At 66.3% G+C, this 25,857-nt stretch carries 29 protein-coding genes and 2 tRNA genes; 7 read left to right on the forward strand and 24 right to left on the reverse strand.

The window, feature by feature from the left end; genetic code table 11:
• Positions 1–64: 64 nt before the first annotated feature.
• The 3 genes from AC3RCC_RS19340 to AC3RCC_RS19350 form a co-directional block, all read right to left on the reverse strand.
• Positions 65–155, reverse strand: a tRNA-Ser gene (locus AC3RCC_RS19340).
• 94 nt (positions 156–249) lie between these two features.
• Positions 250–447 carry a hypothetical protein gene (locus AC3RCC_RS19345; protein ID WP_492256285.1) on the reverse strand — a complete coding sequence of 66 codons (198 nt, stop codon included), beginning with the start codon at positions 445–447 and terminating at the stop codon, positions 250–252.
• A gap of 362 nt (positions 448–809) precedes the next feature.
• A complete protein-coding gene (locus AC3RCC_RS19350) occupies positions 810–1,661 on the reverse strand; it encodes an amino acid ABC transporter substrate-binding protein (protein ID WP_492256286.1) in 852 nt (283 codons plus the stop codon).
• A 342-nt stretch (positions 1,662–2,003) separates the two neighbouring features.
• Here AC3RCC_RS19350 and AC3RCC_RS19355 point away from each other — a divergent pair, with 342 nt between their 5' ends.
• A complete protein-coding gene (locus AC3RCC_RS19355) occupies positions 2,004–2,732 on the forward strand; it encodes a class I SAM-dependent methyltransferase (protein WP_492256287.1) in 729 nt (242 codons plus the stop codon).
• Between the two features lie 267 nt (positions 2,733–2,999).
• Here the strand turns inward: AC3RCC_RS19355 and AC3RCC_RS19360 are convergent, their stop codons facing one another.
• The 5 genes from AC3RCC_RS19360 to AC3RCC_RS19380 form a co-directional block, all read right to left on the reverse strand.
• Positions 3,000–3,212: an Arm DNA-binding domain-containing protein gene (locus AC3RCC_RS19360; RefSeq protein ID WP_291636588.1), complete on the reverse strand. Its 213-nt coding sequence runs from the start codon at positions 3,210–3,212 to the stop codon at positions 3,000–3,002.
• A 164-nt stretch (positions 3,213–3,376) separates the two neighbouring features.
• Positions 3,377–3,452 (reverse strand) — tRNA-Phe (locus AC3RCC_RS19365).
• 141 nt (positions 3,453–3,593) lie between these two features.
• Positions 3,594–3,806 carry a DNA gyrase inhibitor YacG gene (gene yacG / locus AC3RCC_RS19370; RefSeq protein ID WP_291650193.1) on the reverse strand — a complete coding sequence of 71 codons (213 nt, stop codon included), beginning with the start codon at positions 3,804–3,806 and terminating at the stop codon, positions 3,594–3,596.
• Positions 3,796–4,620, reverse strand: coding sequence for an SDR family NAD(P)-dependent oxidoreductase (locus tag AC3RCC_RS19375; RefSeq protein WP_492256288.1), 825 nt, complete (start codon positions 4,618–4,620; stop codon positions 3,796–3,798). The genes yacG and AC3RCC_RS19375 overlap by 11 nt, the downstream gene beginning before the upstream one ends.
• A 29-nt stretch (positions 4,621–4,649) precedes the next feature.
• On the reverse strand, positions 4,650–5,300 hold the full coding sequence (locus tag AC3RCC_RS19380; protein ID WP_492256289.1) for a Maf-like protein: 651 nt from the start codon (positions 5,298–5,300) through the stop codon (positions 4,650–4,652).
• Positions 5,301–5,567: 267 nt separating this feature from the next.
• Here AC3RCC_RS19380 and AC3RCC_RS19385 point away from each other — a divergent pair, with 267 nt between their 5' ends.
• Complete coding sequence (locus AC3RCC_RS19385; RefSeq protein WP_492256290.1) at positions 5,568–5,948, forward strand: hypothetical protein; 381 nt, start codon at positions 5,568–5,570, stop codon at positions 5,946–5,948.
• Positions 5,949–5,961: 13 nt separating this feature from the next.
• On the opposite strand, the gene AC3RCC_RS19390 is transcribed toward AC3RCC_RS19385, so the two are convergent.
• The 4 genes from AC3RCC_RS19390 to AC3RCC_RS19405 form a co-directional block, all read right to left on the reverse strand.
• Positions 5,962–6,828, reverse strand: coding sequence for a CDP-alcohol phosphatidyltransferase family protein (locus AC3RCC_RS19390; RefSeq protein WP_291636579.1), 867 nt, complete (start codon positions 6,826–6,828; stop codon positions 5,962–5,964).
• 207 nt (positions 6,829–7,035) lie between these two features.
• Positions 7,036–7,734 (reverse strand): phosphatidylserine decarboxylase, encoded by a 699-nt coding sequence (locus AC3RCC_RS19395; protein ID WP_492256291.1) that lies wholly within the window; start codon positions 7,732–7,734, stop codon positions 7,036–7,038.
• 148 nt (positions 7,735–7,882) lie between these two features.
• Positions 7,883–9,538, reverse strand: coding sequence for an FAD-binding dehydrogenase (locus AC3RCC_RS19400; RefSeq protein ID WP_492256292.1), 1,656 nt, complete (start codon positions 9,536–9,538; stop codon positions 7,883–7,885).
• A gap of 205 nt (positions 9,539–9,743) precedes the next feature.
• A complete protein-coding gene (locus tag AC3RCC_RS19405; protein WP_492256293.1) occupies positions 9,744–10,019 on the reverse strand; it encodes a tripartite tricarboxylate transporter substrate-binding protein in 276 nt (91 codons plus the stop codon).
• Between AC3RCC_RS19405 and AC3RCC_RS19410 the strand changes: the two genes are divergently transcribed.
• Positions 10,006–10,320 (forward strand): FCD domain-containing protein, encoded by a 315-nt coding sequence (locus tag AC3RCC_RS19410; protein WP_492256294.1) that lies wholly within the window; start codon positions 10,006–10,008, stop codon positions 10,318–10,320. The genes AC3RCC_RS19405 and AC3RCC_RS19410 overlap by 14 nt on opposite strands.
• A gap of 29 nt (positions 10,321–10,349) precedes the next feature.
• Here the strand turns inward: AC3RCC_RS19410 and AC3RCC_RS19415 are convergent, their stop codons facing one another.
• The 3 genes from AC3RCC_RS19415 to AC3RCC_RS19425 form a co-directional block, all read right to left on the reverse strand.
• Positions 10,350–10,853: a hypothetical protein gene (locus tag AC3RCC_RS19415; protein ID WP_291650173.1), complete on the reverse strand. Its 504-nt coding sequence runs from the start codon at positions 10,851–10,853 to the stop codon at positions 10,350–10,352.
• A gap of 123 nt (positions 10,854–10,976) precedes the next feature.
• Positions 10,977–12,887 (reverse strand): ABCB family ABC transporter ATP-binding protein/permease, encoded by a 1,911-nt coding sequence (locus tag AC3RCC_RS19420; RefSeq protein WP_492256295.1) that lies wholly within the window; start codon positions 12,885–12,887, stop codon positions 10,977–10,979.
• A gap of 95 nt (positions 12,888–12,982) precedes the next feature.
• A complete protein-coding gene (locus AC3RCC_RS19425; protein WP_492256296.1) occupies positions 12,983–13,606 on the reverse strand; it encodes a nucleoside triphosphate hydrolase in 624 nt (207 codons plus the stop codon).
• 147 nt (positions 13,607–13,753) lie between these two features.
• Here AC3RCC_RS19425 and AC3RCC_RS19430 point away from each other — a divergent pair, with 147 nt between their 5' ends.
• Entirely contained in the window at positions 13,754–14,107 is a 354-nt protein-coding gene (locus AC3RCC_RS19430) for a hypothetical protein (protein ID WP_452119195.1), read from the forward strand.
• A 325-nt stretch (positions 14,108–14,432) separates the two neighbouring features.
• Complete coding sequence (locus AC3RCC_RS19435; protein ID WP_492256297.1) at positions 14,433–15,641, forward strand: BaiN/RdsA family NAD(P)/FAD-dependent oxidoreductase; 1,209 nt, start codon at positions 14,433–14,435, stop codon at positions 15,639–15,641.
• A 72-nt stretch (positions 15,642–15,713) separates the two neighbouring features.
• On the opposite strand, the gene cimA is transcribed toward AC3RCC_RS19435, so the two are convergent.
• The 3 genes from cimA to cysS form a co-directional block, all read right to left on the reverse strand.
• Positions 15,714–17,309 carry a citramalate synthase gene (cimA, locus tag AC3RCC_RS19440; RefSeq protein WP_492256298.1) on the reverse strand — a complete coding sequence of 532 codons (1,596 nt, stop codon included), beginning with the start codon at positions 17,307–17,309 and terminating at the stop codon, positions 15,714–15,716.
• A gap of 106 nt (positions 17,310–17,415) precedes the next feature.
• Positions 17,416–17,817, reverse strand: coding sequence for an endonuclease domain-containing protein (locus tag AC3RCC_RS19445; RefSeq protein ID WP_492256299.1), 402 nt, complete (start codon positions 17,815–17,817; stop codon positions 17,416–17,418).
• A 182-nt stretch (positions 17,818–17,999) separates the two neighbouring features.
• Entirely contained in the window at positions 18,000–19,469 is a 1,470-nt protein-coding gene (cysS, locus tag AC3RCC_RS19450; protein WP_492256300.1) for a cysteine--tRNA ligase, read from the reverse strand.
• 396 nt (positions 19,470–19,865) lie between these two features.
• On the opposite strand from cysS, the gene AC3RCC_RS19455 reads away from it, so the two are divergent.
• Both AC3RCC_RS19455 and AC3RCC_RS19460 read left to right on the forward strand, forming a co-directional pair.
• On the forward strand, positions 19,866–20,192 hold the full coding sequence (locus tag AC3RCC_RS19455; RefSeq protein WP_291636552.1) for a hypothetical protein: 327 nt from the start codon (positions 19,866–19,868) through the stop codon (positions 20,190–20,192).
• 88 nt (positions 20,193–20,280) lie between these two features.
• Entirely contained in the window at positions 20,281–20,643 is a 363-nt protein-coding gene (locus tag AC3RCC_RS19460) for a hypothetical protein (RefSeq protein WP_492256301.1), read from the forward strand.
• 25 nt (positions 20,644–20,668) lie between these two features.
• Here the strand turns inward: AC3RCC_RS19460 and AC3RCC_RS19465 are convergent, their stop codons facing one another.
• The 6 genes from AC3RCC_RS19465 to AC3RCC_RS19490 all read right to left on the reverse strand — a co-directional run bounded on the left by AC3RCC_RS19465 (position 20,669) and on the right by AC3RCC_RS19490 (position 25,835).
• Positions 20,669–21,187, reverse strand: a complete 519-nt coding sequence (locus AC3RCC_RS19465; protein WP_492256302.1) for a CreA family protein — start codon at positions 21,185–21,187, stop codon at positions 20,669–20,671.
• A 107-nt stretch (positions 21,188–21,294) separates the two neighbouring features.
• Positions 21,295–21,828 (reverse strand): DUF885 domain-containing protein, encoded by a 534-nt coding sequence (locus AC3RCC_RS19470; RefSeq protein WP_291636546.1) that lies wholly within the window; start codon positions 21,826–21,828, stop codon positions 21,295–21,297.
• Between the two features lie 38 nt (positions 21,829–21,866).
• On the reverse strand, positions 21,867–22,070 hold the full coding sequence (locus AC3RCC_RS19475) for a DUF2783 domain-containing protein (RefSeq protein WP_291636544.1): 204 nt from the start codon (positions 22,068–22,070) through the stop codon (positions 21,867–21,869).
• Complete coding sequence (locus AC3RCC_RS19480; protein ID WP_492256303.1) at positions 22,067–23,647, reverse strand: FAD-dependent oxidoreductase; 1,581 nt, start codon at positions 23,645–23,647, stop codon at positions 22,067–22,069. Before AC3RCC_RS19480 ends, AC3RCC_RS19475 begins: the two co-directional genes overlap by 4 nt.
• A 14-nt stretch (positions 23,648–23,661) precedes the next feature.
• Positions 23,662–24,618, reverse strand: coding sequence for an MBL fold metallo-hydrolase (locus AC3RCC_RS19485; protein WP_291636540.1), 957 nt, complete (start codon positions 24,616–24,618; stop codon positions 23,662–23,664).
• Positions 24,619–24,821: 203 nt separating this feature from the next.
• Positions 24,822–25,835 (reverse strand): fumarylacetoacetate hydrolase family protein, encoded by a 1,014-nt coding sequence (locus tag AC3RCC_RS19490; protein WP_492256304.1) that lies wholly within the window; start codon positions 25,833–25,835, stop codon positions 24,822–24,824.
• Positions 25,836–25,857 lie beyond the last annotated feature (22 nt).

The raw sequence follows: 25,857 nt of genomic DNA on the forward strand, positions 1-25,857 counted from the left end.
GAAATATGGGAAACGGCGTTGGCAAACAACGCTTTTTCAGGTCGATCAAGGGCTTAGAAGAAAATGGCGGAGACGGAGGGATTCGAACCCTCGATACCCTTATGGGGTATGCTCATTTAGCAAACGAGTGCCTTCAGCCTCTCGGCCACGTCTCCGTTGAAAGGCTCTATGCCCGATCCCATGCCGCTTTGACAAGCGACCTCTGCGAACAAGTTCTGGAAAAGAGCCGGGGCCGCCGCATGTACCGCTTCAGCCCCTCGCCTCGTCGAGCGCGTCGACGAAGGCCAGCGCCTCCGGCAGCGTCGCGAAGACCGGGCAAGGCAGCCGCTCATCCTCGGCCTCGGTCAGCCCGAAGCGCACGGCATAGCCCTCGGCTTCGCAGCGGATCGCGATCGGACGCGGCGGCTTCAGGGCGCGATCGGCGCGCTTGGCGGCAGGGTTTTGCATCACATCAGATCCTTGCAGGAACTGCCGCCACTAACAGCCCCGCAAATGAACGCTCGCCGAACGGCGCGTGCAGGAAGAGGACAGCAAGCACCAGACATCTGCCGAACCGGCATGCGGGGCGCAGGCGTGATTCGTGCCCCTATCCTCGGCACAGGCTTCGCAGGCCATGGGCAGGTGGTACGGGCGCGGGCCTGCGCCGACAGAACGGTCAGCGATATCGGAACGCCTGATCCCCGGCACAGAGGCCGCTGGCCTTCGAACCGACGAGCCTGACGAAGCTCCAGCCCTTCAAAGACCGGCGGCGGCGATCGACGCCGCCTCCACTGGCCTGTGCGGGGGAAAGCCCCCCCTCACCGAGCCGATCATTTCGGAACGCCGTGGATTACAAAGAGCGCCCGCATGAACTCGTCCGGCGCGGTATTGCCGAAACTGCGCGTATAGATTCGGCGCACCGCATGACTGCGATAGAGATCGGCGAGAGCCCCGTCGACGAGCAGGCGAAGCCTTCCATCGCCACGAGGAATGGCCAGGGCATAGGTTTCAAACGTGTAATATTGCTCTTCGAGCTTCAATATCGACTGATTTTTGCTGGCTCTCAGATAATGCGAGAGTATGCCGCGATCACCGAAATAGGAATCCAACGTCTTGTCGACGATCGCCCGGACCCCGTCCTCATGCGACTTCATCGGCACAATTTTCGCCTCGATGTCGAATTTATACAGAACCGCCTTGAGCGCCTCCTCGTTCGTCGATCCCTGCAGGACGCCGATCCGCTTCCCCTCGAAATCTGCAAGATGCCCGGGGCCCGTGTTCCGATAAAGTAAACCGGCCCCATCGATGAAGGTCGGTATCGAAAAATCGACAAATTCCCGCCTCGCCATCGTCACCGAAGTCGAATCGCAGAGAATATCGACCTTGCCGTCCCTGACCGTCTCGAGACGACTGGCAGCGGCAACCTCCACGAATTCGATCTTCAAATTCGCGGCGCCGGTCGATTTCTTTATGACCTCGGAAATCTCACGGCAAAGATCGACGACATAGCCTGACGGCGAACCATCTCCCGACCGATATGAGTATGGTGGCGCATCGGCCCGGAACCCAAGTCGCAGCGCCCCGGTCTTCTGGATTCGCGACAGCGTGTCCGTCGCCAAGGCGCCAGTCGAAACCACGAGGCCCAGGAGCCCGACAAACCCAGCCCGAATCATCGATCCCATCCCCCCGAATGCTCTGAGATTTGGGAGGTCAATTGGCAGATGGCCTCGCGATACGCCAGCCCTGCGACGCTCACCTGCCGCCACGGACCGGCAGGCAGGCGTTCGCGCATCGGGCTCGCCGCCGACGACAGCGATCCGGGCATGCCTTCAGGCGAACGCCCATGGGCTGCAGCGGCCTTACGGACGGCAGGGCTGACCTTCATGAGCGTGCTCCAGGCAAAGAAAAACCGCCCGGCTAGGGGCGAGAGACTCCACAAAAGGCCGCAAGAAATAGAAGGTCTCTTGATGAGAGGTAGATAAGTGCGGAAAATCGCTGCGTCATGTCTATCCAGGAGGGGTCAAATGGGCGCTGCTCCCGAAATAAGTCAGGCTAAGCCGCCTACCTGTAACGTATGCGGCGGTCTCACCTTCCAGCCTTTCCGCAGAAGAATAACTGCACGCTGCGCGGACTGCGGCTCGATGGAGCGCACGAGGCTGCTGAAGATAATATTGGATCAGGAAGACTTTCTGAAACGAGGTCAAACGGTCTTCCATGCGGCGCCAGAACCTGGCATCGGACGGTTCATTAAGGGGGTAGTCGGTGACGGTTACGAGGCTTACGATCTCAACCCACGCATGTTCCCTGCTGACCTTGAAGTCAGAGATTTCGACCTGATAACCGATACACCCGGGCTGCCGTCAGAGAAATACGATATTGTCCTCCATAGTCATGTTATGGAGCATTTGCCTTGTGATATTGTCTCAGTAATGTGGCATCTGCATAGATCGCTCAAACCGGATGGAAAACACATCTTTTGCGTACCAATCTTGCCCGGATATTATGCGTCTGATTTCGGCGACCTAACCCCCATTCAACGAAATGAGAGGTTCAGCCAGTTCGACCATGTTCGACGCTTCGGCGCACTCGACTTTGACAAGATTCTTGGGATGGCATTTAACCTTCGACGCTTCGATATTAGCCCCGCCATCAAAGAAAAATTTGAATCGTACGCGATACCGGCCAATTCAGCATCCAAATTGGACAGCAACACGTTTTTCATCCTTGGCAAGGAAGACCTCAAATTAAGATGAGGCACACCGAGAACCGTCTGGCGATTGAGACGAGCTAGGAATACCAATAATGGCCGGCGAGCTTCAGCGTGTGAGCGCTAACGCTCGTCGGTTGCCAGCGCCAATCGGAGAAGCGCCCACGCCAGCGGCTAGAGCGTCGGATTTGACATCGGAATCTGTGGGACTCCCTTGAGGGCGGCTTTGTGATTCACCGTTTTTGGAGGTGGATCATGGTCGCAGCTATTCGTCTGATCTTCGCGAACGGGCTGCCGGCTTCGTCGAGCACTGTTACGCGCGATCGCCTGCCGAGAGCTGAAGACCAAGCGCTGGGTAGGGGCCGATGCCGAGCTTCTTCTGCTTGCCGTCGAATCGATAGGCGAGCTTCCAGTACTTACCATCTGCCGGCGTCACCCAGAGCTGCAAACCGCCGCCATCGGACAGCTTCATGACCTGTGCGCCGGGTTTGGCAGACCGCACTTTGATGTCTGTCAATCCCGCCATTGTTGGCCTCTCCGAATACGGTTGTTGGCCCTCTCGGAGAGACGTGGCCAACATCCATGTTGGCTGTCAATGGAAGGGCATGGGCGCCCTAAGGCGCGAGGAGGCCCGGAACCACCGAGTTATCGGGGCTTTTGGAGGGCTATGGAAAGCGATGGCGGGAAAAATGGTGCCCAGAGCTGGAATCGAACCAGCGACACTGCGATTTTCAGTCGCATGCTCTACCAACTGAGCTATCTGGGCATCCGGCGAAGCGCGCTGCGCCTCGGTTGGTGCGAGGGGATATAGAGGGACTGGGCCGGGCTGTCCAGCCGGCAAATCGCGACAGTGGAAAAATCCGCCGGGGGCCGGCGAGACACCAGGCGCCGCCAGCCGCGGCGCGCCTCACTCCTCCGCGTCGCGCGGCCGCGGCTGCTCGGCGAGATCTTCGACCGGCTCGCCGGGAATCACATAGCTGCCCTTCAGCCAGCGGCCGAGATCGATGTCGGCGCAGCGGGCCGAGCAGAACGGCTTGAAGCGCTGCACCGCCGGCTTGCCGCAGATCGGGCAAGGCCGGCCACCCGGCGAAGCCGGCTTGGAAGGCTCTTCAGGCACCATATTGCAAGGTCACTCCACCATCGACGACCAGTTCGAGCCCGGTGACATAGCGTGCCTCGTCGCTGGCGAGGAAGAGCGCGGCCCAGGCAACGTCCCAACCCTCGCCCATATGGCCCATCGGAACCTGCGAATCACGCTTGGCCCACATCGCCGCGACATCGCCCTTGGCATAGGACTGCGCCAGCCCGGCCGAATGCTCGACCATCGGCGTCTTCATCAGCCCGGGCAGTACTGCGTTCACGCGGATCTTCTCGCGGGCATATTGCGCCGCCGTGGTGCGGGTGAGCTGGTTCATCGCCGCCTTGCTGGCCCCATAGCTGGCATAGGGGACGCCGGTATGGCGGATCGAGGCGATCGAGGAGATGTTGACGATCGAGCCGCCCTGCCCGCTCTCGGCGAACTGGCGCTGCATCACCGGGACGACATGCTTCATCGCCAGGAAGCAGCCGGTCAGGTTGACGTTGAAGACCCGCTCCCAGGTTTCGAGCGGCAGATCGACGACGCCGCCGACCTCGGCGATGCCAACATTGTTGTCGAGCACGTCGATGCGGCCATAAGCCTTGAGCGTCGCCTCGACGAGCGCCGCCAGATCCTCCGGCCGGGTGACGTCGGTGCGGATCGCGAAGGCCTCGCCGCCCTCGCCACGGATGATCTCGGCCGTCTCCTGCGCCGCGTCGAGATTGCGGTCGGCACAGACCACGCGCGCACCCTCGCGGGCGAACACGGTCGCGGTCGCCTTGCCATTGCCCCAGCCGGGGCCGATCGAGCCGGCGCCGGCGACGATCGCGACCTTGCCCTTCAGGCGTTCGCCCATCTCGTTTCCTCCATCATCATTGTTCTGATTCAGGCGGCGTTGAGCCAGCCCAGGCGAATCGGAAAGCCCTCGCCGCCGAGCAGGTTGACCGTCTCGTGCAGCGGCAGGCCGACGACGCCGGTATAGGAGCCGACCAGCTTGACCACGAAGGAGCCAGCAATGCCCTGGATCGCATAGGCGCCGGCCTTGCCACGCCATTCGCCCGAGGCGAGGTAGTTCTCCAGATCATCATTGGAGAGCCGCTTGAAACGCAGCCGCGTCTCGACGATGCGCTCCCGGATCGCGCCCGACGGCGTCACCAGCGCGACGCCGGTATAGACCCGGTGCGCCCGGCCGGAGAGCAGCCGCAGGCAGGCCGCGGCCTCGTCGACGACCTCGGCCTTGGGCAGGATGCGACGGCCGACCGCGACGACCGTATCGGCGGCAATCACATAGGCGCCTGCGAGATCGGGGCGGCTCTTCAGCGCGGCATGGCCGGCCTCGGCCTTGGCCCGGGCCAGCCGTCGCGCCAGATCGCGCGGGCGCTCGCCCTTGAGCGGCGTTTCGTCGAGATCAGAGGGCAGCAACGCATCGGGCTTGAGGCCGGCCTGTTCGAGCAAGGCGAGGCGGCGCGGCGAGGCCGAAGCCAGCACCAGCTGCGGCCGCGAACCGGCCGGTTTCGAGGAGGCGAAAAGGTTCAACGCGGTCTAGCTCGCTCCGGATCCGGCCATGCAAGGCCCTCTCGATGGCTTTAGAACAATTTGGCGAAAGGGGGAATGCGGCGGCAGACTGATGCGCTGAACGCAACACGAGGGCCAATGCCAAACCGGTTTCATGCGAGTAACGCATATTTTACGGCCCCCGCCGCATTGCACAACGGATGCGGCACTGCCAAATTCGCCGGCTCGCGGCTCTGGCAGCCGCGCCAGCGCAGGCCCAGCGCTCGGTTCTCGCGGAGATATTCGGACATGGCGACATCGAAGAGGCGCTCGCACGCGGGCCAGGCGGAAACGCAGGCGCAGACGATCGTCTCGAAGATGATCACCATGCAGGCCGATGCCGGGCTGACGATCGCCATGCGGCTGCCCATCCTGCTGCAGGGCGCCCTCGGTGACGCCAGGGGCCAGCGCGAGGCGAGCAAAGCCGTGGTCGAGAAGGTCTCGGCCGTAATGGAGAGCAGCTTCGCCATCGGCCATGCTGCGACCCTGTTCTGGCTGAACATGGCGGTGACGCCGCTGACCCCACGCGGGCTCGGCGAAGCCGCGGCCAAGGCCGCGCACAACACGCTCGAGCCGTTCTCGAAGCGCACCCGCGCCAATGCCAGCCGGCTGTCGGGTCGGCGCGGCTGAGAGCGAGCGGAAACTAGCGTTCCGGCGTCTCGGACTGATCCGCCATTGCAACCGGTATCGCCGCCTCGGCAACCGGCTGCGGATTCGCGGCATGCTCGCGCTCGAGCTTGCGATAGCGCGCGACGCTGAGCGGAATCAGCCCGAGATAGGCGACGACGATCAGCGTCAGCATCTCAAAGGGATAGGCGAAGAGCAGGCCGGCGACGACCACGACCGCGACGAAGATCGGCAGAACCTGATCGCGCGGGACGCGGGTGCCGAGCGTCTTGCCGGCATAGCAGGGGATGCGCGAGATCGTCAGGAAGGCGATGAACAGAATGTAGAGGCCGACGAAGGGCGCGCCGTAATCCTGCACCGGCACGCCGATGAAATGGAGGTAGAGCGGCAGCATGGCGGTGATCGCACCGGCCGGGGCCGGCATGCCGACGAAGAAGTTCTTCTGCCATTCCGGGCGGTTGGGATCGTCGATCATGACGTTGAAGCGGGCGAGCCTGAGCGCCATGGCGCAGGCCAGCGTCAGCACCGCGATCCAGCCGAAGGACTTCAGGTCGTGCAGGACGAATATCCACAGCACATAGCCGGTGGCGACGCCGAAATTGACGAAATCGGAGAGCGAATCGAGCTCGGCGCCGAAGCGCGAAGTGCCCTTGAGCATGCGCGCCAGCCGTCCGTCGACGCCGTCGAGCGCCGCCGCGATCAGGATGCAGATCGTCGCCGTCTCGAGCTTGCCCTCGACCACCAGCCGCATTGCGGTGAGGCCCAGGCAGAGCGCCAGCAGGGTGATGACGTTCGGCGCCAGGAGCCGGAACGGAATCGGCTTGAAGCGCGCGCGCTTGGTCTCGACGCGCTCGGGTTCGAAAGGGGGGAAGAGATCGCTCATGCCAGCCGGAATACGCGGTTTTAAGGTGAGAGGAAATGGGCAAGCGCGGGATCCCCTCTCCCGGATGGAAGAGGAGTAGGGGCGAGAAACCGCCGCTGATAGTTGGAGCGAGGCGGCCGCCGCTACGCCTTTTGCGGATGGGGCAGGCCCTCATCCCTGCCCTTCTCCCACACGGGAGAAGGGTTCTCCCGCGCCCTTCCTCGAAACTCAGATCGCCCGGAACACCCTGTCCGTGTCGTTGCCCGAGAAATCGGCCAGCACGGTCTCGCCGGAGATCATGGTCTGGCCCTCGCTGACCAGCGGGGTTACGCCCTGCGGCAGATACACGTCGACGCGCGAGCCGAAGCGGATCAGGCCGAAGCGCTCGCCTGGGGCGAGCTCGTCGCCCTCCTTGACGAAGGGCACGATGCGGCGGGCGACGAGACCGGCGATCTGGACGACGCCGACAATGCCGGCCTTGGTCTGGATAGCCAGCGCGTTGCGCTCATTGTCCTCGCTCGCCTTGTCGAGCTCGGCATTGAGGAAAAGGCCCGGCGTATAGACCATCTTGGCGATCCGGCCCGCGACCGGGCTGCGGTTCACATGGCAGTCGAAGACGTTCATGAACACCGAGATGCGGGTCATCGGCTCGGCCGGCAGCTCGAGCTCGGGCGGCGGCAGGGCCGTGCCGATCTGGCTGACGCGGCCATCGGCCGGCGAGACCACCAGCCCCTCCCGCTGCGGCACGATGCGCACGGGATCGCGGAAGAAATAGCAGATCCACAGGGTGATCAGCGTGCCGAGCCAGCCGAAGGGCGCCCAAAGCTGGCCGAGCACCAGCGTCGCGACGGCGCCGATAGCGATGAAGATATAGCCTTCCTTGTGGATCGGCACGATCAGCTTGCGGACGGAATCGACGAGCGACATGGGTGGCATCCTGTTGGTCTTGCTGGCGCACCGCGCCGTCATGGCCTGTGCCTGCGCCGCCAGATCATGGCCGCTGGGCGAAGGAGGCTGTTTAGGGGCTTGCGAGCCGCGGGGAAAGAGGCATCGCTGACGCGGGCGGGATGGCGCCTCAGCCGGCGGCCTTCGCCGCCGCCCTGCCGGCGATCCGCCCCGAGAAGATGCAGCCGCCGAGGAAGGTCCCTTCCAGGGCGCGATAGCCATGCAACCCGCCGCCGCCGAAGCCGGCCGCCTCACCGGCAGCGTAGAGACCGGGCACCGGCGCTCCGTCTCCTCCGAGCACGCGGGAAGACAGATCGGTCATCAATCCGCCGAGGGATTTGCGCGTCAGGATGTTGAGCCGGACGGCGACGAGCGGACCGTGGGCAGGGTCGAGGATGCGGTGGGGCTTTGCCGTCCGGATCAGCCGGTCGCCGAGATAAGCGCGCGCGCCGCGCAGCGCCGTGACCTGGAGATCCTTGCCATAGGGGTTGTCGGCATCGCGGTCGCGGGCCTCGATCTGGGCGCGCAGATGGGCTTCGTCGATCAGCCCGGCGCCGCCGAGCGCGTTCATCCGGGCGACAAGGCGGGAGAAATCGGTCTCGACGATGAAGTCCTCGCCCTTGTCGAGGAAAGCCTGGACCGGCGACGGCATCCCGGCCCTCGCCCGCTGGATCACCTGACGCCAGCTCCTGCCGGTGAGGTCGGGATTCTGCTCGGAGCCGGAGAGCGCGAATTCCTTGGCGACGATGCTGCGGCTCGCGACGAACCAGGAATGGTCGAAGCCGGTGCGGCGCAGATGCTCGAGCGTGCCGAGCGTGTCGAAGCCGGGAAAGAGCGGCACAGGCAGGCGGTTGCCGCGCGCATCGAACCAGAGCGAGGACGGGCCGGGCAGGATGCGGATCGCATGGGCCGGCCAGATCGGCGCCCAGTTGGCGATGCCTTCGACATAGTGCCACATCCGGTCGCCATTGATCAGGCGGCCGCCGGCGCCTTCCGCCACGGCGAGCATGGCGCCGTCGACATGGGCCGGCACGCCCGAGAGCATCCGGGCCGGCGGCTCGCCGAGGCGGGCCGGCCAATTGCGCCGAACGAGCGCATGATTCGCGCCGATGCCGCCGGAGGCGACAACCACGGCCTGGGCCCTGATCGCGAAACTCCCCGTCACCGTGCGGGCGCTCGCCTGCCCGCGCTCGGCCGCGCTCTCCTCGAGAATCTCGCCCGCGACGCCGTCGACCGTGCCGGCACTGCGGGGCAGGCCAGTGACGCGGTGGCGGAAGCGCAAGCTTATCAGCCCCCTCGCCTCGCCTTCGGCGACGCGGCGCAGGAAGGGTTCGAGCACGCCGGGGCCCGTCCCCCAGGTGACATGGAAGCGCGGCACCGAATTGCCATGCCCGGTCGCGAGATAGCCGCCGCGCTCGGCCCAGCCGACGACCGGGAACCAGCGCATGCCCTGCCGGTGCAGCCAGCTACGCTTCTCGCCGGCGGCAAAATCGAGATAGGCTTCGGCCCAGGCTTTCGGCCAATGGTCCTCCTCGCGGTCGAAGCCGGCCGAGCCGAACCAGTCCTGCCGGGCAAGGTCGAGCGAATCCCGGATGCGCAGCCGGCGCTGCTCGGGCGAATCGATCAGGAACAGCCCGCCGAAGGACCAGTGCGCCTGGCCGCCGAGCGAGGCCTGCGGTTCCTGCTCAACGATGACGGTCCTGCGGCCGGCATCGGCGAGTTCGGCGGCAGCGACGAGGCCGGCGAGCCCGGCACCGACGATCACGACATCGGCGTCCTCGGCCATTTTTCCCCCTCGCCCACCCACGGCTTTCGCGCTTGCGCCGAGCTTGCCGAGAATTCGCGATGCCGCAAGGGCTGCAGGCAGCCGGCGGTACGGAGACGGGAAGCATTCCGGCGCTTTGGCCGCGCACGCGCCGGGCCGACGCGGGAGTCGGCAGCTATGGCCGCCCCCGATCAAGCGACCGGGCGCGGCCGGGAAAAATCCGCCACTAATCGATCTTCACGCCGACCTTGGCGACAATGCCCTGCCAGAGCTTGAGATCCTGCTTCAGCAGCGCGGCCAGCTCCTCCGGCGTGCTGGTGGCCGGATTGACGCCCATCGCAGTCAAAGCCGCGCGTTCCTTCGGGTCATCGAGGATCTTGGTGATCTCCCGGTGCAACCGCGCGACGATCTCCGGCGGCGTGCCGCGGACGGCGAACAGCCCGACCCAGAGCTCGGAGCCGTAGCCGGGAACCGTTTCGGCGGCGATCGTGGCCGACGACATCGACGCCTGGGGCGAAGCCGACGAACGATTCCACCGCGCCCTGATGCGGCTTTCGGGAAACCGCAAGCTGCACGAAGTCAGCTGTCAGATGCGCGACTTCGTCCTGCGGGCTCACCGCGTCGCCCTGCGCCTGCAGACACCGGACTACCGCACCGCATCGACGGCCAATCATGCAGAGCTGATCGAGGCCCTTCTCGCCCCCGAGCACGCGTTCGCGACAGACGCCCATTACAATCAGCGGCTTCGCGACGAGGAGGCTCTCGTCGGCGTCGTCGAGAAGTACCGGATCAACAGCCTCTAGATCGAGCGCCCGGCCGCGAGCGCAGGATTTCAGACCGCGCGGGCCGCCGGCCGGTCATCGCGGAAACGCCTTGCGGCGAGCACGGTCAGCGCAAGGAAGAGCGCCAGTACGATGCCCTGGACGATGGCGAAGGGCGGCTCGGCCTGCGTCGGCGCCATGGCGTTCAACGCCGGCACTTTGAGGAAGAGCTGGGCGATCAGCACGAAGATCAGCAGGTAGAAGGAGAGCATGGCGGAGATGGCGTAGGTCCGCCTCCAGGCGCCTTCCAGGCCGCGGACATAGAGCGCGATGGCGGCGGCTGCGAGCAACGCCAGCGAAATCGCCCCGACGATGTGCGAGGGCAGGACGCCGCTGAACGGAAACAGGAAGCCGGTGGCGCTGGTCGCGATCGCCATCCACAGGAAGATCCCGTTCCAGGACCGGCTGAGCTGGCCTTTCAGCAATGCCGCCGCCGCCGGAAAGCCGGCCACGATGGCGATCAGGCTGAGCCAGGTGTGGAAGCCGACCAGCGTCGTCGGGTCGAGCGCGAACATTGCAGGCCCCCTCATTACGCAAGGGCAGTCTGCGCCCGCGCCTCGTAGGTGCCAAGCCGCAATTTCGAGCAGCCGGCCGCACGCCGGCAGGGCCGCCCCGGCCCGGCCGGGACGGCGCAGGCTTCAGTCCGTCAGGCTGACGCGGACGCTCTCGCCCTCCTCGGCGGTGGCGCGCTGCAGCGTCGCCTTGGCCTCGTCGACCTGACGCTGGCGGTTCCAGAGCGCGGCGTAGACACCATCGGCCGCGAGCAGTTCGCGGTGATGGCCGCGCTCGACGATCTGCCCCTTGTCGAGCACGATGATCTCGTCGGCATTGATCACGGTCGAGAGCCGATGCGCGATCACCAGCGTGGTGCGGCCCTGGCTGACCCGGTCGAGCGCGTCCTGGATCTCCTTCTCGGTGAAGGAATCGAGCGCCGAGGTCGCCTCGTCGAGCACCAGCACCGGCGGTCCCTTCAGGATGGTGCGGGCGATGGCGACGCGCTGCTTCTCGCCGCCGGAGAGCTTGAGGCCGCGCTCGCCGACCGAGGTGGCATAGCCCTCGGGCAGCGTCCTGATGAAGCGGTCGATCTGGGCGAGGCGGGCCGCCTCCTCGATCTCGGCTTGCGTCGCCTCGGGCCGGCCATAACGCAGATTGTACTCGATGGTGTCGTTGAACAGCACGGTGTCCTGCGGGACCATGCCGATCGCCGCCCGCAACGAGACCTGCTGGACGTCGGCAATCGGCTGCCCGTCGATCAGGATGCGGCCCTTCTGCGGCTCGTAGAAGCGGAAGAGCAGCCGCGAGATCGTCGACTTGCCGGCGCCGGACGGGCCGACAATGGCGATGGTGCGGCCGGCCGGGACCGAGAAGGAGACGCCGCGCAGGATCGGCCGCTCCGGCACATAGGCGAAATGCACGTCCTCGAAGGTGACGGTCCCGGCCCGAATGGCGAGCGGCGGCGCACCCGGCTTGTCCTGGATCTCCGGATCGCGACCGATCAAGGCGAACATCTGCCCGATATCGAGCGTCGCCTGCTTGATCTCGCGATAGACCGTGCCCATGAAGTTCAGCGGGATATAGAGTTGGATCAGCATGGCGTTGATCAGCACGAAATCGCCGACCGTGTTGGTCCCGGCCTGGAAGCCGCGCACGCACATCACCATCGAGACGGTCAGGCCGGCCGCGAAGATCGCGGCCTGGCCGAAATTGAGCCAGGCGAGCGAGGTATAGGCCTTGATCGAATTGCGCTCATAGCGCGCCATCGAGACATCGTAGCGCGCCGTCTCGCGCGCCTCGGCGCCGAAATACTTCACCGTCTCGTAGTTGAGCAGCGAGTCGATCGCCTTGGCGTTGGCGTCGGTGTCGGATTCGTTCATCTGGGCGCGGATGGCGATACGCCATTCGGTGGCCTTGATGGTGTAGGCCATGTAGCCGACGACCATGGCGACGAGCACGACGACATAACGCCAGTCGAATAGCCAGAGCAGCACGGCGATGATCAGCGTGACCTCGATGATCACGGGCACGAGCTGGTTGAGGCCGAGGCGCACCATCTCCTCGATGCCGTTGCGGCCGCGCTCCAGCACGCGGGTGAGCCCGCCGGTCTTGCGCTCGAGATGGAAGCGCAGCGAGAGATGATGGAGATGGCCGAAGGTCTGCAGCGCCAGCGTCCTGACCGCATGCATGAAGACCGGCGCGAAGATCGCATCGCGCAACTGCACGAAGGCCGCCGCACCGACCCTTGCCAGCCCGTAGATCACCGTCAGCGCCAGCGGCGCGCCGACCAGCCAGGGCAGCCAGGCTTCGAGCGTCGTCGGCGTCCCCGCGAGCGCGTCCGTCGCCCATTTGAAGGTGAAGGGCACGCCCATCAGCACGAGGCGGCCGACGACCAGCAGCGCGAAGGCGAGAACAACGCGCCGGCGCAGATCGGCCCGATCGGGCGGCCAGAGATAGGGCCAGAGCGCTCCGAAGGTCGCGAGGAAACCGGAGCCCGGCTGGAGTACGGCCGAACGTGCAAAGTTCGCCAGTGGCGGCGCGGCAGGCGGAGACATTGTCATTCTTCCAAATTGAAGCGCCGATATAGGCTAGTTTTCTCGCGATTACAGGGGCCTGCGGAGCATGGCCGCCGGCCGAAAGCGCGCGGCGCTCAGGCCAGCGGCCCGGTATTGGCCCAGACGATGTCGGCCGGGCGGCTCGCATCCTGCACCAGCCGCGCATTCGGCAAGTCGTTCCCCTCCACCCAGGCCCGAGCCGCCTCCGGCGCCCGGCCATGCCCCGCCCAGCGCGCGAGCAGCCTGCGCTCCAGCTCTTCGAGCGGCACTGCGAGGAAGATCGTCAGGTCGAAGAGCGGTGCCAGGCGATTCCAGGGCGCACGGTCCAGCAGAAGGTAATTGCCCTCCACCAGGACGATGCGGGTCCGGGCGGGGACCAGCGCCGCCCCGGCGCGGGCGAGTTCGAGCGCTCGGTCGAAGAGCGGCACGGCGACAGCCGCCTCGCCCGACCGAAGCCGCCGCAGACAGGTTTCGAGCCCCTCATAGTCGAAGGTCTCCGGGGCGCCCTTGCGTTGCGCCAATCCGAGTTCGGCGAGGACGGCATTGTCGAAATGGAAGCCGTCCATCGGCACGACGGCCGTCTCCGGCAGCAACTGCGCGAGCCGGCCGGCAATTTCCGACTTGCCGGCAGCGGGCGGGCCGGCCAGCGCAACCAGGATGCGACCGCTCCCCTCCGCCCGTCCGGCGATCAAAGCCGCGATGCGCGCAATCTCACTCATCGCCATGCCATCCCGCTATCCCTCTCGCCTCGGCCGCCCCCGGCCACAGGCGATGCCTTGTTCTGGCGCCGATGGGGCCTTGTTCTCGTCGCAAGGGCAATGCCAGATTGCCAGGCCTGCCAAGGCTGAGATCGAGGACGAACGCCCATGAACCTTCGCCATGTCTTGAACCTGCGCCAAATCCTGCCTGTCGCCGGCGCGCTTGCACTTCTGCCCACCCTGCCCGCGCTCGCGCAATCAGCCCGCCCGCCGGCGCAGATCAAGATCACGAACGCCCGCAGCGTTCCGCTCGATTCGCTGGAGATCACGACGACGGGCGAGCAGGCCCGGCTCGTGGCCAAGCTCACCAAGCCGCTCGCGCCCGGCAAGAGCGTCTCGCTGAAGCTCAACAAGCCCTCGGGCTGCAGCTATTACCTGCTCGGCAAGTTCAGCGACGACGTCGAGAGCGACAATGACGGCGTCGATCTCTGCAAGGAAAGATCGCTGCGCCTGACGGATTGACCAGCAGGCCGAGATCATCGCCGACGGCCCGGGCTTGCGGACCGCGGCCGGCCCTCGAAGCGCCAAGGCTCGCTGGCAAGCGCGGGCCTTCGCGACGCCCCGGGAGGTACGCTGCAGTGACTGCCGGCGCGAGGTTTTGCGCCGCTCCGGCGTTCCGTCCGGGCGGCCTTGCCGGTTCCGCACCCCGATAGGTCGCCCTCCGCTTGCCGCCGCCAGGGCTTTCGCGCGCAGCTTCCCCGGTTGAAGGACGAGACCGGATCATCTACCCCGAGGCCGGGCGCGGCAGGATGGCCGTCAGGGCGGTTTCCGGGGCCAGCAATACGCGATGACGACAGAGCGTTTCGACACTGTCATCCTGGGCGCAGGTGCGGCCGGCATGATGTGCGCGATCCACGCCGCGGTGCGCGGCGGACGCGTCCTGATCCTCGATCATGCCAAGGCCCCCGGCGAGAAGATCCGCATTTCCGGCGGCGGCCGCTGCAACTTCACCAATATCGGCACGAGCGCGCGGAACTTCCTGTCGGGCAATCCGCATTTCGCAAAATCCGCGCTGAGCCGCTACACGCAGCATGATTTCGTCGCGCTCGTCGAGAAGCACGGCATCGCCTATCACGAGAAGACGCTCGGGCAGCTCTTCTGCGACCATTCCGCCAAGGACATCATCGCGATGCTGACCGGCGAGATGGCGCGCGCCGGCTGCGAACTGCGCCTCGGAACGACGCTGGAAAGCCTGGAGCGCAGCACTGACGGCTTTGCGCTCAGGCTCGGCGGCGATGGCGCCGGGGCGATCCGCTGCCGGCATTTCGTCGTGGCGTCCGGCGGAAAATCCATCCCGAAAATGGGCGCATCCGGTCTCGGCTACCAGATCGCCGGCCAGTTCGGCCTGGCGCTGACGGAGACGCGCCCGGCATTGGTGCCGCTGACCTTCGGCGAAGAGGTTCTCGCCGGCTTCCTCGAGCTTGCCGGCCTCGCCGCCGATGCGCGGGTCTCCTGCGGCAAGACCGGGTTCGACGAGGCGCTGCTGTTCACCCATCGCGGCCTGTCCGGCCCCGCCATCCTGCAGATCTCCTCCTATTGGCGCGAAAAGCAGCCGATCAGCATCGCCTTCCTGCCGACACAGGACGTCTTCGCCATGCTGCGCGCCTCCAGACAGGAAAACGGCCGCAGGAGCATCGCCAATGCGCTCGGCGAGATCCTGCCGAAGCGCCTCGCCTCCTATCTCGCGGAGAACCATGGCTGGGCCGGCCCGATCGGCGATGTCAGCGACAAGAAGCTCGCGGCGGTCGCCTCCACCATCCAGGGCTGGGAGGTCATGCCGATCGGATCGGAAGGCTACCGGACTGCGGAGGTGACGCTCGGCGGCGTCGACACCACCGGGCTCAACTCGCGGACGATGGAGGCCAAGGCCGTCGATGGGCTCTACTTCATCGGCGAAGTGGTCGACGTCACCGGCTGGCTCGGCGGCTACAATTTCCAATGGGCCTGGTCGTCCGGCTGGGCGGCAGGGACCGCCATCGCCGAACGATCCGGCTGAGTTCACCAGAGCGCGTCCATCGCAACGGCGGGTGGCACCAATCCTCCCACCCCCAACAGACCCCAACAGACGCTACGCCGTCGCGCCCTCGCGCATCAGCTTGTAGACGATCGAGTCGGTCAGCGCCTGGAACGAGGCGTCGATGATGTTGGCGCTGACCCCGACCGTGGTCCAGCGCTCGCCGTTCTCGTCCGCCGATTCGATCAGCACGCGGGTTACGGCGTCCGTACCCCCCTGGAAAATCCGGACCTTGTAGTCGACGAGGCGCAAGCCCTCGATCAGTGACTGGTAGCGGCCGAGATCCTTGCGCAGCGCGATGTCGAGCGCGTTGACTGGGCCGGAATCGCCCTCCGCCGCCGAGATCAGCACCTCATCGCCGACCTTCACCTTGACGACCGCTTCCGAGAAGGTGACGAGCTCGCCGAGCGCATTGTGCCGGCGCTCGACATTCACCGCGAAGCGCTCGACCCCGAAGAACTCCGGGACTTCGCCGAGGATGCGGCGCACAAGCAAATAGAAGGAGGCATCGGCCCCCTCGAAGGCATAGCCCTGCGCCTCCTTGTCCTTCAGCTCCTCGAGCACACGCGAAAGCCGCGGGTCGTCGCGAGCGATCGTGACGCCGACGCGTTCGAGTTCAGCCAGCAGGTTGGACTTGCCGCCCTGGTTGGAGACCAGGACCTTGCGGCTGTTGCCGACCGCTTCCGGCGCGACATGCTCATAGGTGCGCGGGTCCTTCAGCACGGCCGAGGCGTGGATACCGGCCTTGGTGGCGAAGGCGGACGAGCCGACGAAGGGCGCGTGGCGGTTCGGGGCGCGGTTCAGCATCTCGTCGAGCGCCCGCGAGACATGGGTGAGCTCGCCGAGGCGCTCATCCGCGACGCCGATCGAAAAGCGCTCGCGATAGCGCTCCTTCAGCTTCAGCGTGCCGATCAGGGTCACGAGATTGGCGTTGCCGCAACGCTCGCCGAGCCCGTTCAGCGTGCCCTGGATCTGGCGGGCGCCGGCCTCGACGGCCGCCAGCGAGTTGGCGACGGCACAGCCGCAATCGTCATGGGCGTGGATGCCGAGGCTTTCACCCGGCACGACCTTCGCCACCGCGGCGACGATGGCGCCGACCTCGTCCGGCAGGGTGCCGCCATTGGTGTCGCAGAGCACGACCCAGCGGGCCCCGGCCTCATAGGCGGTGCGGGCGCAGGCCAGCGCATAGTCGGGATTGGCCTTGTAGCCGTCGAAGAAGTGCTCGCAGTCGAGCATCACCTCGCGCCCGGCCGCCTTGGCGGCCGCAACACTCTCGGCGATGCCGGCGAGGTTCTCCTCCAGCGGAATCTCGAGCGCGACATGGACATGGTAGTCCCAGCTCTTGGCGACGAATACGATCGCGTCGGCCTTCGCCTCGAGCAGCGCGGCGATGCCGGGATCGTTGGCGGCCGAACGCCCGGCCCGCTTGGTCATGCCGAAGGCCGCGAACTTCGCCTGCCGCGTCGGCTTCTGCTCGAAGAAGGCGGTGTCGAGCGGGTTCGCGCCAGGATAGCCGCCCTCGACATAATCGATGCCGAGCTTGTCGAGCATCACCGCGATCACGCGCTTGTCGTCGAGCGAGAAGTCGACGCCGGTTGTCTGGGCGCCGTCGCGCAGCGTCGTGTCGAAAAGATGGACGCGGGCGCTCATCGCCGGGCTCTCAGGCGATAGCGCAGCAGCTTCGGCATCACCATGGCGAGCATGACGAGCTTCATCGCGATCGAAAGCGAGCCGGCGGGGCGAATGCGGGGCGGGTTCATGCGCTTCTTCCTTCTTCTTGGTTCAATGATGTGTCCGGCCGCGTTGCCTCAGCGATCTCCGGCTCGTGAATCGTGGCGCCATCGAGATCGTGCCAGAGCGTGTCCCTGACCTCGTCGGGGCGCAGCAGGATGTCGGCATTCCAGAAGCGGCGGACGCGAAATCCCTGAGCAATCAGCCAGACGTCGCGAGCCGCGTCATAGGCGCTTTCGGCGTGCTGACCACCATCGACCTCAACGATCAATCGCTTGGCCGGGCAGACGAAATCGACGATGTAGCGTCCGATCTGCACCTGCCGACGGAACTTGAAGCCGCTGAATCGGCGGTCCCGCAGCAGATGCCAGAGTTTCCGCTCCGTCTCCGTCGGCTCCCTGCGCATGGTCCGCGCGCGCTTCGTCAAGGTCTCCCGTGAAGCAGGCGCACGCTCCCCTTCTCCCCCTGCGGGAGAAGGTGGCCGCGCAGCGGCCGGATGAGGGGTCGCGCTGCCCTCTCCGGCCTGCACCTCTCGGGGCCAGCGATCAGCGTCGCGAGACCCCTCACCCCAACCCTCTCCCGCAGGGGGAGAGGGAGTGCGGGCGCGGTTCACCGCTTCGCCTCCCAGGTGGTCACCGGCTCGCCGGTCGCGGGATCCTTGCCGTCCTTGAGGGCGATGCCCATGGCGGCGAGCTCGTCGCGGATGCTGTCGGATTCGGCGAAATTCTTGGCGCGGCGGGCGTCGAGACGGGCGGCGATCAAGCCGTCCACCTTCGCACGCAGCGCGGGATCGATCGTGCTGGCGGCGACCGCGGGGAGCGCGATGCCGAGCAGATCGAGGCTCGCCTTCAGGCCCCCAAAGTCCCCGGCCTTGCGCAAGGCGTGCAACTCGGCGAGCACCTGGGAGGTGTTGAGATCGTCCGACAGGGCGTCGAGCACGGCAGGGGAGACCTCGCCGGCCGCGCTGTCGCCGACAGCCGCAGCCCAGTCGAGAAGCGTCTTCTCCGCCTCCTCCAGCGCCTTCACCGTCCAGTCGATCGGCTGGCGGTAATGGGTACGCAGCATGGCGAGGCGCAGCATTTCGCCCGGCCAGGTGCGGCCGCCAAATTTCTCCGTCGCCAGAAGCTCGTTGATGGTGACGAAGTTGCCGAGGCTCTTCGACATCTTCTCGCCTTCGACCTGCAGGAAGCCGTTATGCATCCAGTAGTTCGCCATCAGCGGCGCGCCGCCCTCCCCGCCGAAGGCGCAGCAGGACTGCGCCAGCTCGTTCTCGTGATGCGGGAAGACGAGGTCGATGCCGCCGCCATGGATGTCGAAGACGTTCTTCGCGGGATCGTCGCAGGAGAGGCCGCCGCCGAAGGGCTCGAGCAGCGCTTTCATCGACATGGCCGAGCATTCGATGTGCCAGCCGGGACGGCCCGGCGTCGCGATGCCGGCCGGCGACGGCCAGCCGGGATCGATGCCCTCGCGGCTCGGCTTCCAGAGCACGAAGTCCATCGGGTCGCGCTTGTAGGGTGCGACATCGACGCGGGCGCCGGAGATCATCTCGTCGAGCGAGCGGCGGGCGAGCGAGCCATAGCGCGGCGCCTGCTTCATCCCGGCGACCGCCGGGACGTGGAAGAGCACATGCTCCTCGGCGACATAGGCGACGCCGCGGGCGATCAGCCGCTCGATGATCGCCTTCATCTCCTCGATATGGCCGGTGGCGCGCGGCTCGTCGTCGGGCCGCAAATTGCCGAGCGCATCGACATCGGCGTGGAACTGCGCTGTCGTCGTCTCAGTGACCTTGGCGATCGCCTGGTTCAGCGGCAGGTCGGGATAATCGCGCGCGGCGCGCGCATTGATCTTGTCGTCGACGTCGGTGAGGTTGCGGGCATAGCGCACATGGGCTTCGCCATAGAGATGCCGCAGCAGCCGGTAGAGCACGTCGAAGACGATGACCGGCCGGGCATTGCCGATATGGGCGTAGTCATAGACCGTCGGGCCGCAGACATACATGCGGACATTTGCCGGATCGACCGGGGCAAAAGCCTCCTTGGTCCGCGTCAGCGTATTGTAGAGCCTGAGATTGGGCTGCATCGATCCGGTATCCTGACGAAAAGGCGACAAAGAAGGCGTATCCAGGCCGCTGGCCGGGGCGCTGTCTGTCTTTTCGTTGGGACGAGGACGTGAGCAGCCGGCCAGCGAAAGCTAGCGGCAAATAATGCAGATAATGGCGAGGGCTCGCGTCATCATGCTCGTGAATGCCTGCGGCGTGCGCTTACGTCAAGTGGCAGCGCTGCAACGCTCCTGCGCCGAAGTGCCGCTCGCAGCCCCCTGTCCAGCGATTCCGGCTCTGGCTGCCGCAATCCCGCCACAAGCGCCCTCCCCTTGTGCGCCGCAACAAAGCTGACCGCACTTCACCGTATTTTAAGCATTCGGAACCAAGCTGTGATGTCGAAGGTTCAGAGCTCGTCGAAGCTCAGGGAAAATATCATGCGCCGCGCAGTGGCTCTGGTCGGTTTGTTCGGCATCATCGGAGCTGGGCTCTCGCTCGCCGTGGTTCCCACCTCCGGCACCGTCGCCGCCCCCAAGCCCGAGCGTACCTATCTGATCCCCGCCAGCGACGGCTATGGCGTCGCCGACTGCATCGCCAGCAAGGCCGAATGCGGCCAGATCGTCGCCAATGCCTGGTGCGAGGCGCAGGGCCACCGTATCGCCAAGGCCTACGGCGTCGCCTCGGCCGAGGATTTCACCGGTGCGGTCAGGGCCTCGACCCAAAGCGAGACCGAGCGGCCGCTCGTCATCACCTGCGGGCACTGACCCCTCCGGGCGAGTTTTCCCCAGAGCGAGGCAAGCGCTAACCTGAGCGGCCGCGGATCGACCCGGCCCGTAGCAGGGAGCGTCGGCCATGCTTCATTCAGCACTGACCCATCCGGGACTCGTCGCCGGCTTCATTCTGGCGAGCCTCCTGCCCGCCCAGGCCTTCGAGGGTCGCTACCGTACGCCGGCCAACAGCATGACGATCCGCCCGACGGGTTCTGGCCTGTTCAAGGTCGATGCCGAGATATCAAGCAGTCGCTGCGTCGGCGTGATCTCCGCACGCGGCCGCCTTCAGGGCGACCGGCTCGTCGCCGAAGCGAAAGAGGATGGCGAGGTCTGCCGGCTGGAAATCCGCCGCAAGGGCCGCGGCATCGAGGTGTCCGAAAGCGGCCAGTGCTCGCTCTTCCACGGCGCCAATTGCAACTATGTCGGCACCTACACGCCGCGTTAGAGGTCGCTCCGCGCCCAAACCAGCCTCAGCGCACCCATTCCGCGCATTTGGCGATCTCGCCATTGCCGCCCCAGGGCATGATCGGCACGCTCGAGGTCGAGTTCTGCGGCGAGCCGTCGATCAGCTTGTCGGTGTAGACCATATAGATCAGCACGTTGCGCTTGACGTCGCAGCCGCGCACGATCTGCATCTTCTTCCAGATCAACGAGCGGCGCTCTCGGAAGACGACATCGCCCTGCGAGAATTTTTCCTTGAACTTGATCGGGCCGATCTGGCGGCAGGAGAGCGAGACGTCCGAAACCTCCTCGGCGACGCCGAACATGCCGGAGACACCGCCCTTCTCGGGCACGGTGTAGTGGCAGGCGACGCCCTCGACCACGGGATCGTCGACGCCGTAGACGGCCAGCTTGTCGTCCGGGGTCATCATCTTCCAGACCGTCGACTTGCGGAAAATCAGGTCCTCCTGGGCCTGGGCCGGGGCAAGCGCCGCGCTTCCGAGGGCGAACGCGGCCAGCACGGATAGGACATGACGACGAAAGCGCATTCACAATTCTCCCGACTCTGCATCGCCCGAAGGCCGACAGGATATGGGATGGCCCGGGGTTTCGCGCCAGTGCAACCGTGTCCGGCCGGCTCGCGCAGGCGCGGCTTTCAGACCGCCAGCGGCTTGAAGGCGAGATAGGCGGCGACGATCGCTCCGACCACGCCGAGCGCGAACAGCACGAGCTTGATGCGCGTGAAGCCGCTCGCGAAGGCGACCGTACCCTCCTCGACCCTCGGATAGCGGTCGAGCAGACGGGCGACGGCGAGGTTCTCGGCAATGTCGCAGAGCCCGCCGAAGAGCCAGCCACCACCACACAGAGCCGCCACCCACCAGGGATAGCCGCGCATCGACAGGCCTGCGATGAGGACGCCGCCGACGATCGCATAGGTCAGGGCGACCGCCGCATCGGCCGGCAGAAGCTTGTAACGATAGGCGGCGCGGAGCCGCTCGCCATAGGCGGCGAAGAGCTTTTCGACATCGTCCTTGCTGAAGCCGTCCCAGTCGCTCTCCAAAGCGCGGGCGACACCGATCCTGCGGGCCCAGAGCCCGACCAGCCAGAACAGCAGCATCACCAGCGCCGGCCCCCAGAAGAAGAAGGCGAGCGGGATCAGCGTCGGGTAGAAGGGCGCGAGATCGTCCATCTGGCGGCAGGCTCCGGAATCCGTGGTCCGCGCCGACGTTATCGTGCTTGCCGTGCCAGCGCCACGGCCTCGCGCAGCAGGGCGAGGTCGCCGAGCTGGTTGGCGAGGATCAGCACCAGCCGCGCATTCAGCGCGGCGCTCTCCCGTTCGTCGAGATCGCGATGCGCCTCGGCCAGCAGGCGATAGGCGGCATCGGGATCGGCGAAGCGGGCTTCGCGCGCAAGAGCGACGGGCTCGGTCATGAAGCGCGACCCTCCAGCCTTTCGATGGCGATGGCGATTTCGGCCGGGCTTGCGGCATGGAACCGGGCCGCGACATGGCCGTCCGGCCGCAGGAGGACGGCATCGCCGGGTGCGAGCGCATAGCGCCGCCTGAGGATATCGCTCGTATCCGCAGCCGGCTCGACCGCTACCACTCCCGGCGTGGCGAGGCGCGAGGCCCCCTCGCCGATGATCACGGGCCTGCCCGACCGCAGCGCCTCGCTCAGCCAGGCAGCGCCCCCTGCCCGACCGGACAGCGGCGCATCGAGGAACGGGGCTCCCGGCGGCAGGCCTCCCTCCCAATCGGAATCCGGCGTCGAGAGCGGCGAATCCGCATAGGCACTCGGCAAGGAGAGCCGGCCGGAATTGACGAAACGCTGGGCGAAGGGAGCGAGCGGCGCCAGCGACAGGGCGGCAGCGCGCAGCAGACGCTCGCCGGGCGAGCGCGGCGCGATGAAATCGGTCGCACGCGTCGAGTTCAGGATGTTCTCGTCGGCGGCCGCGCCTCGCTCGCTGTCATAGCTTTCGAGCAGCGAAACCGGGCTTCTGCCCTGCAGGACGAGCGCCAGCTTCCAGCCGAGATTGTCGGCGTCCTGGATGCCGGAATTGGCGCCGCGCGCACCGAAAGGCGAGACCTGATGGGCGGCGTCGCCGGCGAAGATCACGCGCCCGTGCAGGAAACGGTCGAGCCGGCGGCACTGAAAGCGATAGACCGAGACCCATTCCAAGGCGAATTCGGCATGGCCGAGCATGCGCTCGATCCGGGGGCGTACGATCTCCGGGCGCTTCTCATGCTCGGGATCGGCATCGGGGCTGAGTTGCAGGTCGATGCGCCAGACATCGTCCGGCTGCTTGTGCAGCAAGGCCGACTGGCCGGAATGGAAAGGCGGATCGAACCAGAACCAGCGCTCGGTCGGGAACGGCGCCTGCATCTTCACATCGGCGATCAGGAAGCGGTCCTCGAAGGCCTCGCCACGAAACTCCAGGCCGAGCATGTCGCGGCTCGGCGAGCGGGCGCCGTCACAGGCGATCAGCCAGTCGGCGTGAAGCGTGTACTCGCCCTCAGGCGTCGCGATGCCGAGCGCGACTCCGTCCTCGCGGTTGGCGAGCCCGGCGAGGCGATTGCTCCAGCGCAGATCGACCAGCGGCTCGGCGAGCACGGCGTCGACCAGCGCCGCTTCGACATGGAATTGCTGGAGGTTGATGAAGGCGGGCTGCTTGTGGCCGCCCTCGGGCAGGAGGTCGAACTCGTAGAGCCCGGCCTCGCCGCGGAAGACCTTGCCCTTCTGCCAGGTGACGCCCTTCTCGACCATCGCCTGCGCGAGGCCGAGCCTGTCGAAGATCTCGAGCGTGCGCTTGGCGAAGCAGATCGCGCGCGAACCCTCGCCGATCCGGTCGGCATCATCGATCAGTACGACCGGCACGGCGCGGCGCGCGAGGTCGAGCGCCAGGGTCAGCCCGACCGGGCCCGCCCCCACCACGACCACCGGGCGCTTCACCGGCATGGCCGCGTCCTGGTCAGGACTGCGGCGATAGGCGAATTGGCGGAAGGGCTGCATCGGCCCCTCGCGCCCTAGCCCCGCAGGTCCAGCCACATCTGGCGGTCGCGCTCGTCGGTCCAGATCCGCGGGTGATCGAGGCCGCCGGCCTCGTCATAGGCGCGGGTGACGTTGAAGGGCAGGCAGTGCTCGAAGATCACCCAGTCGCCATAGGCCGGCTTCAAGGCCTCGTGCACGCGTTCGAAGGTCTCACGCAGCGAGCGGCCGGCCGCGACATGGTCCCTGACCGCCTCGAAGAGATCGGAGAGGAAGGCGCGGGTGCCCTTGATGCCGTCCGCCACCATCGCCCGGTTGGTCAGGGCGGCACCGCGGCCCGGCACCATGGCGGCCGGCGCGAAGCTCGCCAGCGCATCGAGCGTCGCCGGCCAGTCGGTGAAATGCGCATCGCCGCAATAGGGCGTCGCGCCGTATTCGACGAGGTCGCCGGCGAAGATCACATTGGTGTCCGGCATCCAGGCGACGATGTCGCCGGCGGTATGGCCACGCCCGAGCTTCATCAGGCGGACCTCGCGCGAGCCCAGCCAGATCGAGGCGTTGTGCGAGAAGGTCGTGGTCGGCCAGGTCAGGCCAGGGCGGATCGAGTCGGCGCCCTGGAAGAGCCGCGGGAAGCGGCCGATCTCGCTCGCCTTATCCTCCTCGCCGCGCTCGACGATCATCGCTCGCGCCGCATCCGAGCAGACGATCTCGCGGGCGCCATAAGCCGGCGCGCCGAGCACGCGGACCGCGTGGTAATGCGAGAGCACGACATGGCTGACCGGCTTGTCGGTGACCTCGCGCACTTTCGCGATGACGCGCTCGGCCATGGCCGGCGTCGCCTGCGCGTCGAAGACGAGCACGCTGTCGTCGCCGACGACGATGCCGCTATTGGGGTCGCCCTCGGCTGTATAGGCGTAGACCCCCTTGCCGATCTCGTCGAAGGAGACGGTCTTCTCGCCGAGATCGGCGGTGGAGGCGAAAGCGGGGGAGGACATCGTCAGAACCTTTCAGACTTATTCTGGTGCGCGTTGCGCTCGTTCGAAATCACCTCGTCATCCCGGACCAGCCGTGAAGCGGCGCTGATCCGGGATCCATCATAAGGCTCCGACTCCCTCCGATGAATCCCGGGACAAGCCCGGGATGACAAAGCGGTTCCGGAGCCAGTCGTCATGCGAGCTCTTGAAATGACGGAGCCGCCTCAGCGCACATAGGGCATGATTTCCTGCTCGATGGCGCCGAAGATCGAATGGCCGGAAGCGTTCTTCATCTCGATCCGGACGCTGTCGCCGAAGCGCAGGAAGGGCGTCCTGGCCGCACCCTCGCGGATGGTCTCGACCATGCGCTGCTCGGCGATGCAGGCATAGCCCAGCCCGCCCTCGGCGATAGGCCTGCCCGGCCCGCCATCGGCGTCGCGGTTGGAGACCGTGCCGGAACCGACGACGCTGCCGGCGACCAGCGGGCGGGTCTTGGCGGCATGGGCGATCAGCACGCCGAAATCGAAGGTCATGTCGACCCCGGCCTGCGGCTTGCCGAAGGGCTTGCCGTTGATCTGGGCGAGCAATGGCAGATGGAGCTTTCCGTCCTTCCAGGCGGAACCGAGTTCCTCCGGTGTCACCGCGACGGGCGAGCAGGCCGAGGATGGCTTGGACTGCAGGAACCCAAACCCCTTCGCGAGTTCGGCCGGGATCAGGTTGCGCAGGCTGACATCGTTGACGAGCATGACGAGGCGGATCAGTCCACGCGCCTCCTCGGGGCTCACGCCCATCGGCACGTCGCCGGTGATGACCGCGATCTCGGCCTCGAGGTCGATGCCGTAATCCTCGCTGGCGATCCGAATCGGCTGGCGCGGGCCGAGGAACGAATCGGAGCCGCCCTGATACATCAGCGGATCGGTCCAGAAGCTCGCGGGCATCTCAGCTCCCCGCGCCTTCCGGACGAGCTCGACATGGTTCACATAGGCCGAGCCATCGACCCATTGATAGGCGCGCGGCAGCGGCGAGGCGCAATCGTGCTCGTGGAAGCGGAAGGACGGCACCGAGCCATGCTCCAGTCCCTCGGCGAGGTCGGAAAGGCGCGGCGCGCAGCGCGCCCAGTCGTCCAGCGCGCCCTGTAGCGTCGCCACCACCGGGAAGGCATCAGTGGCGCGCGTCAGGTCGTTCGAGACGACGACGAGACGGCCGTCTCGGCCATGCGTGAGCGATGCAAGCTTCATCTCTTTTCATTCCTCCCCGGAC

It is taken from the genome of Allobosea sp. GW823-FHT01F03 (assembly GCF_058798075.1).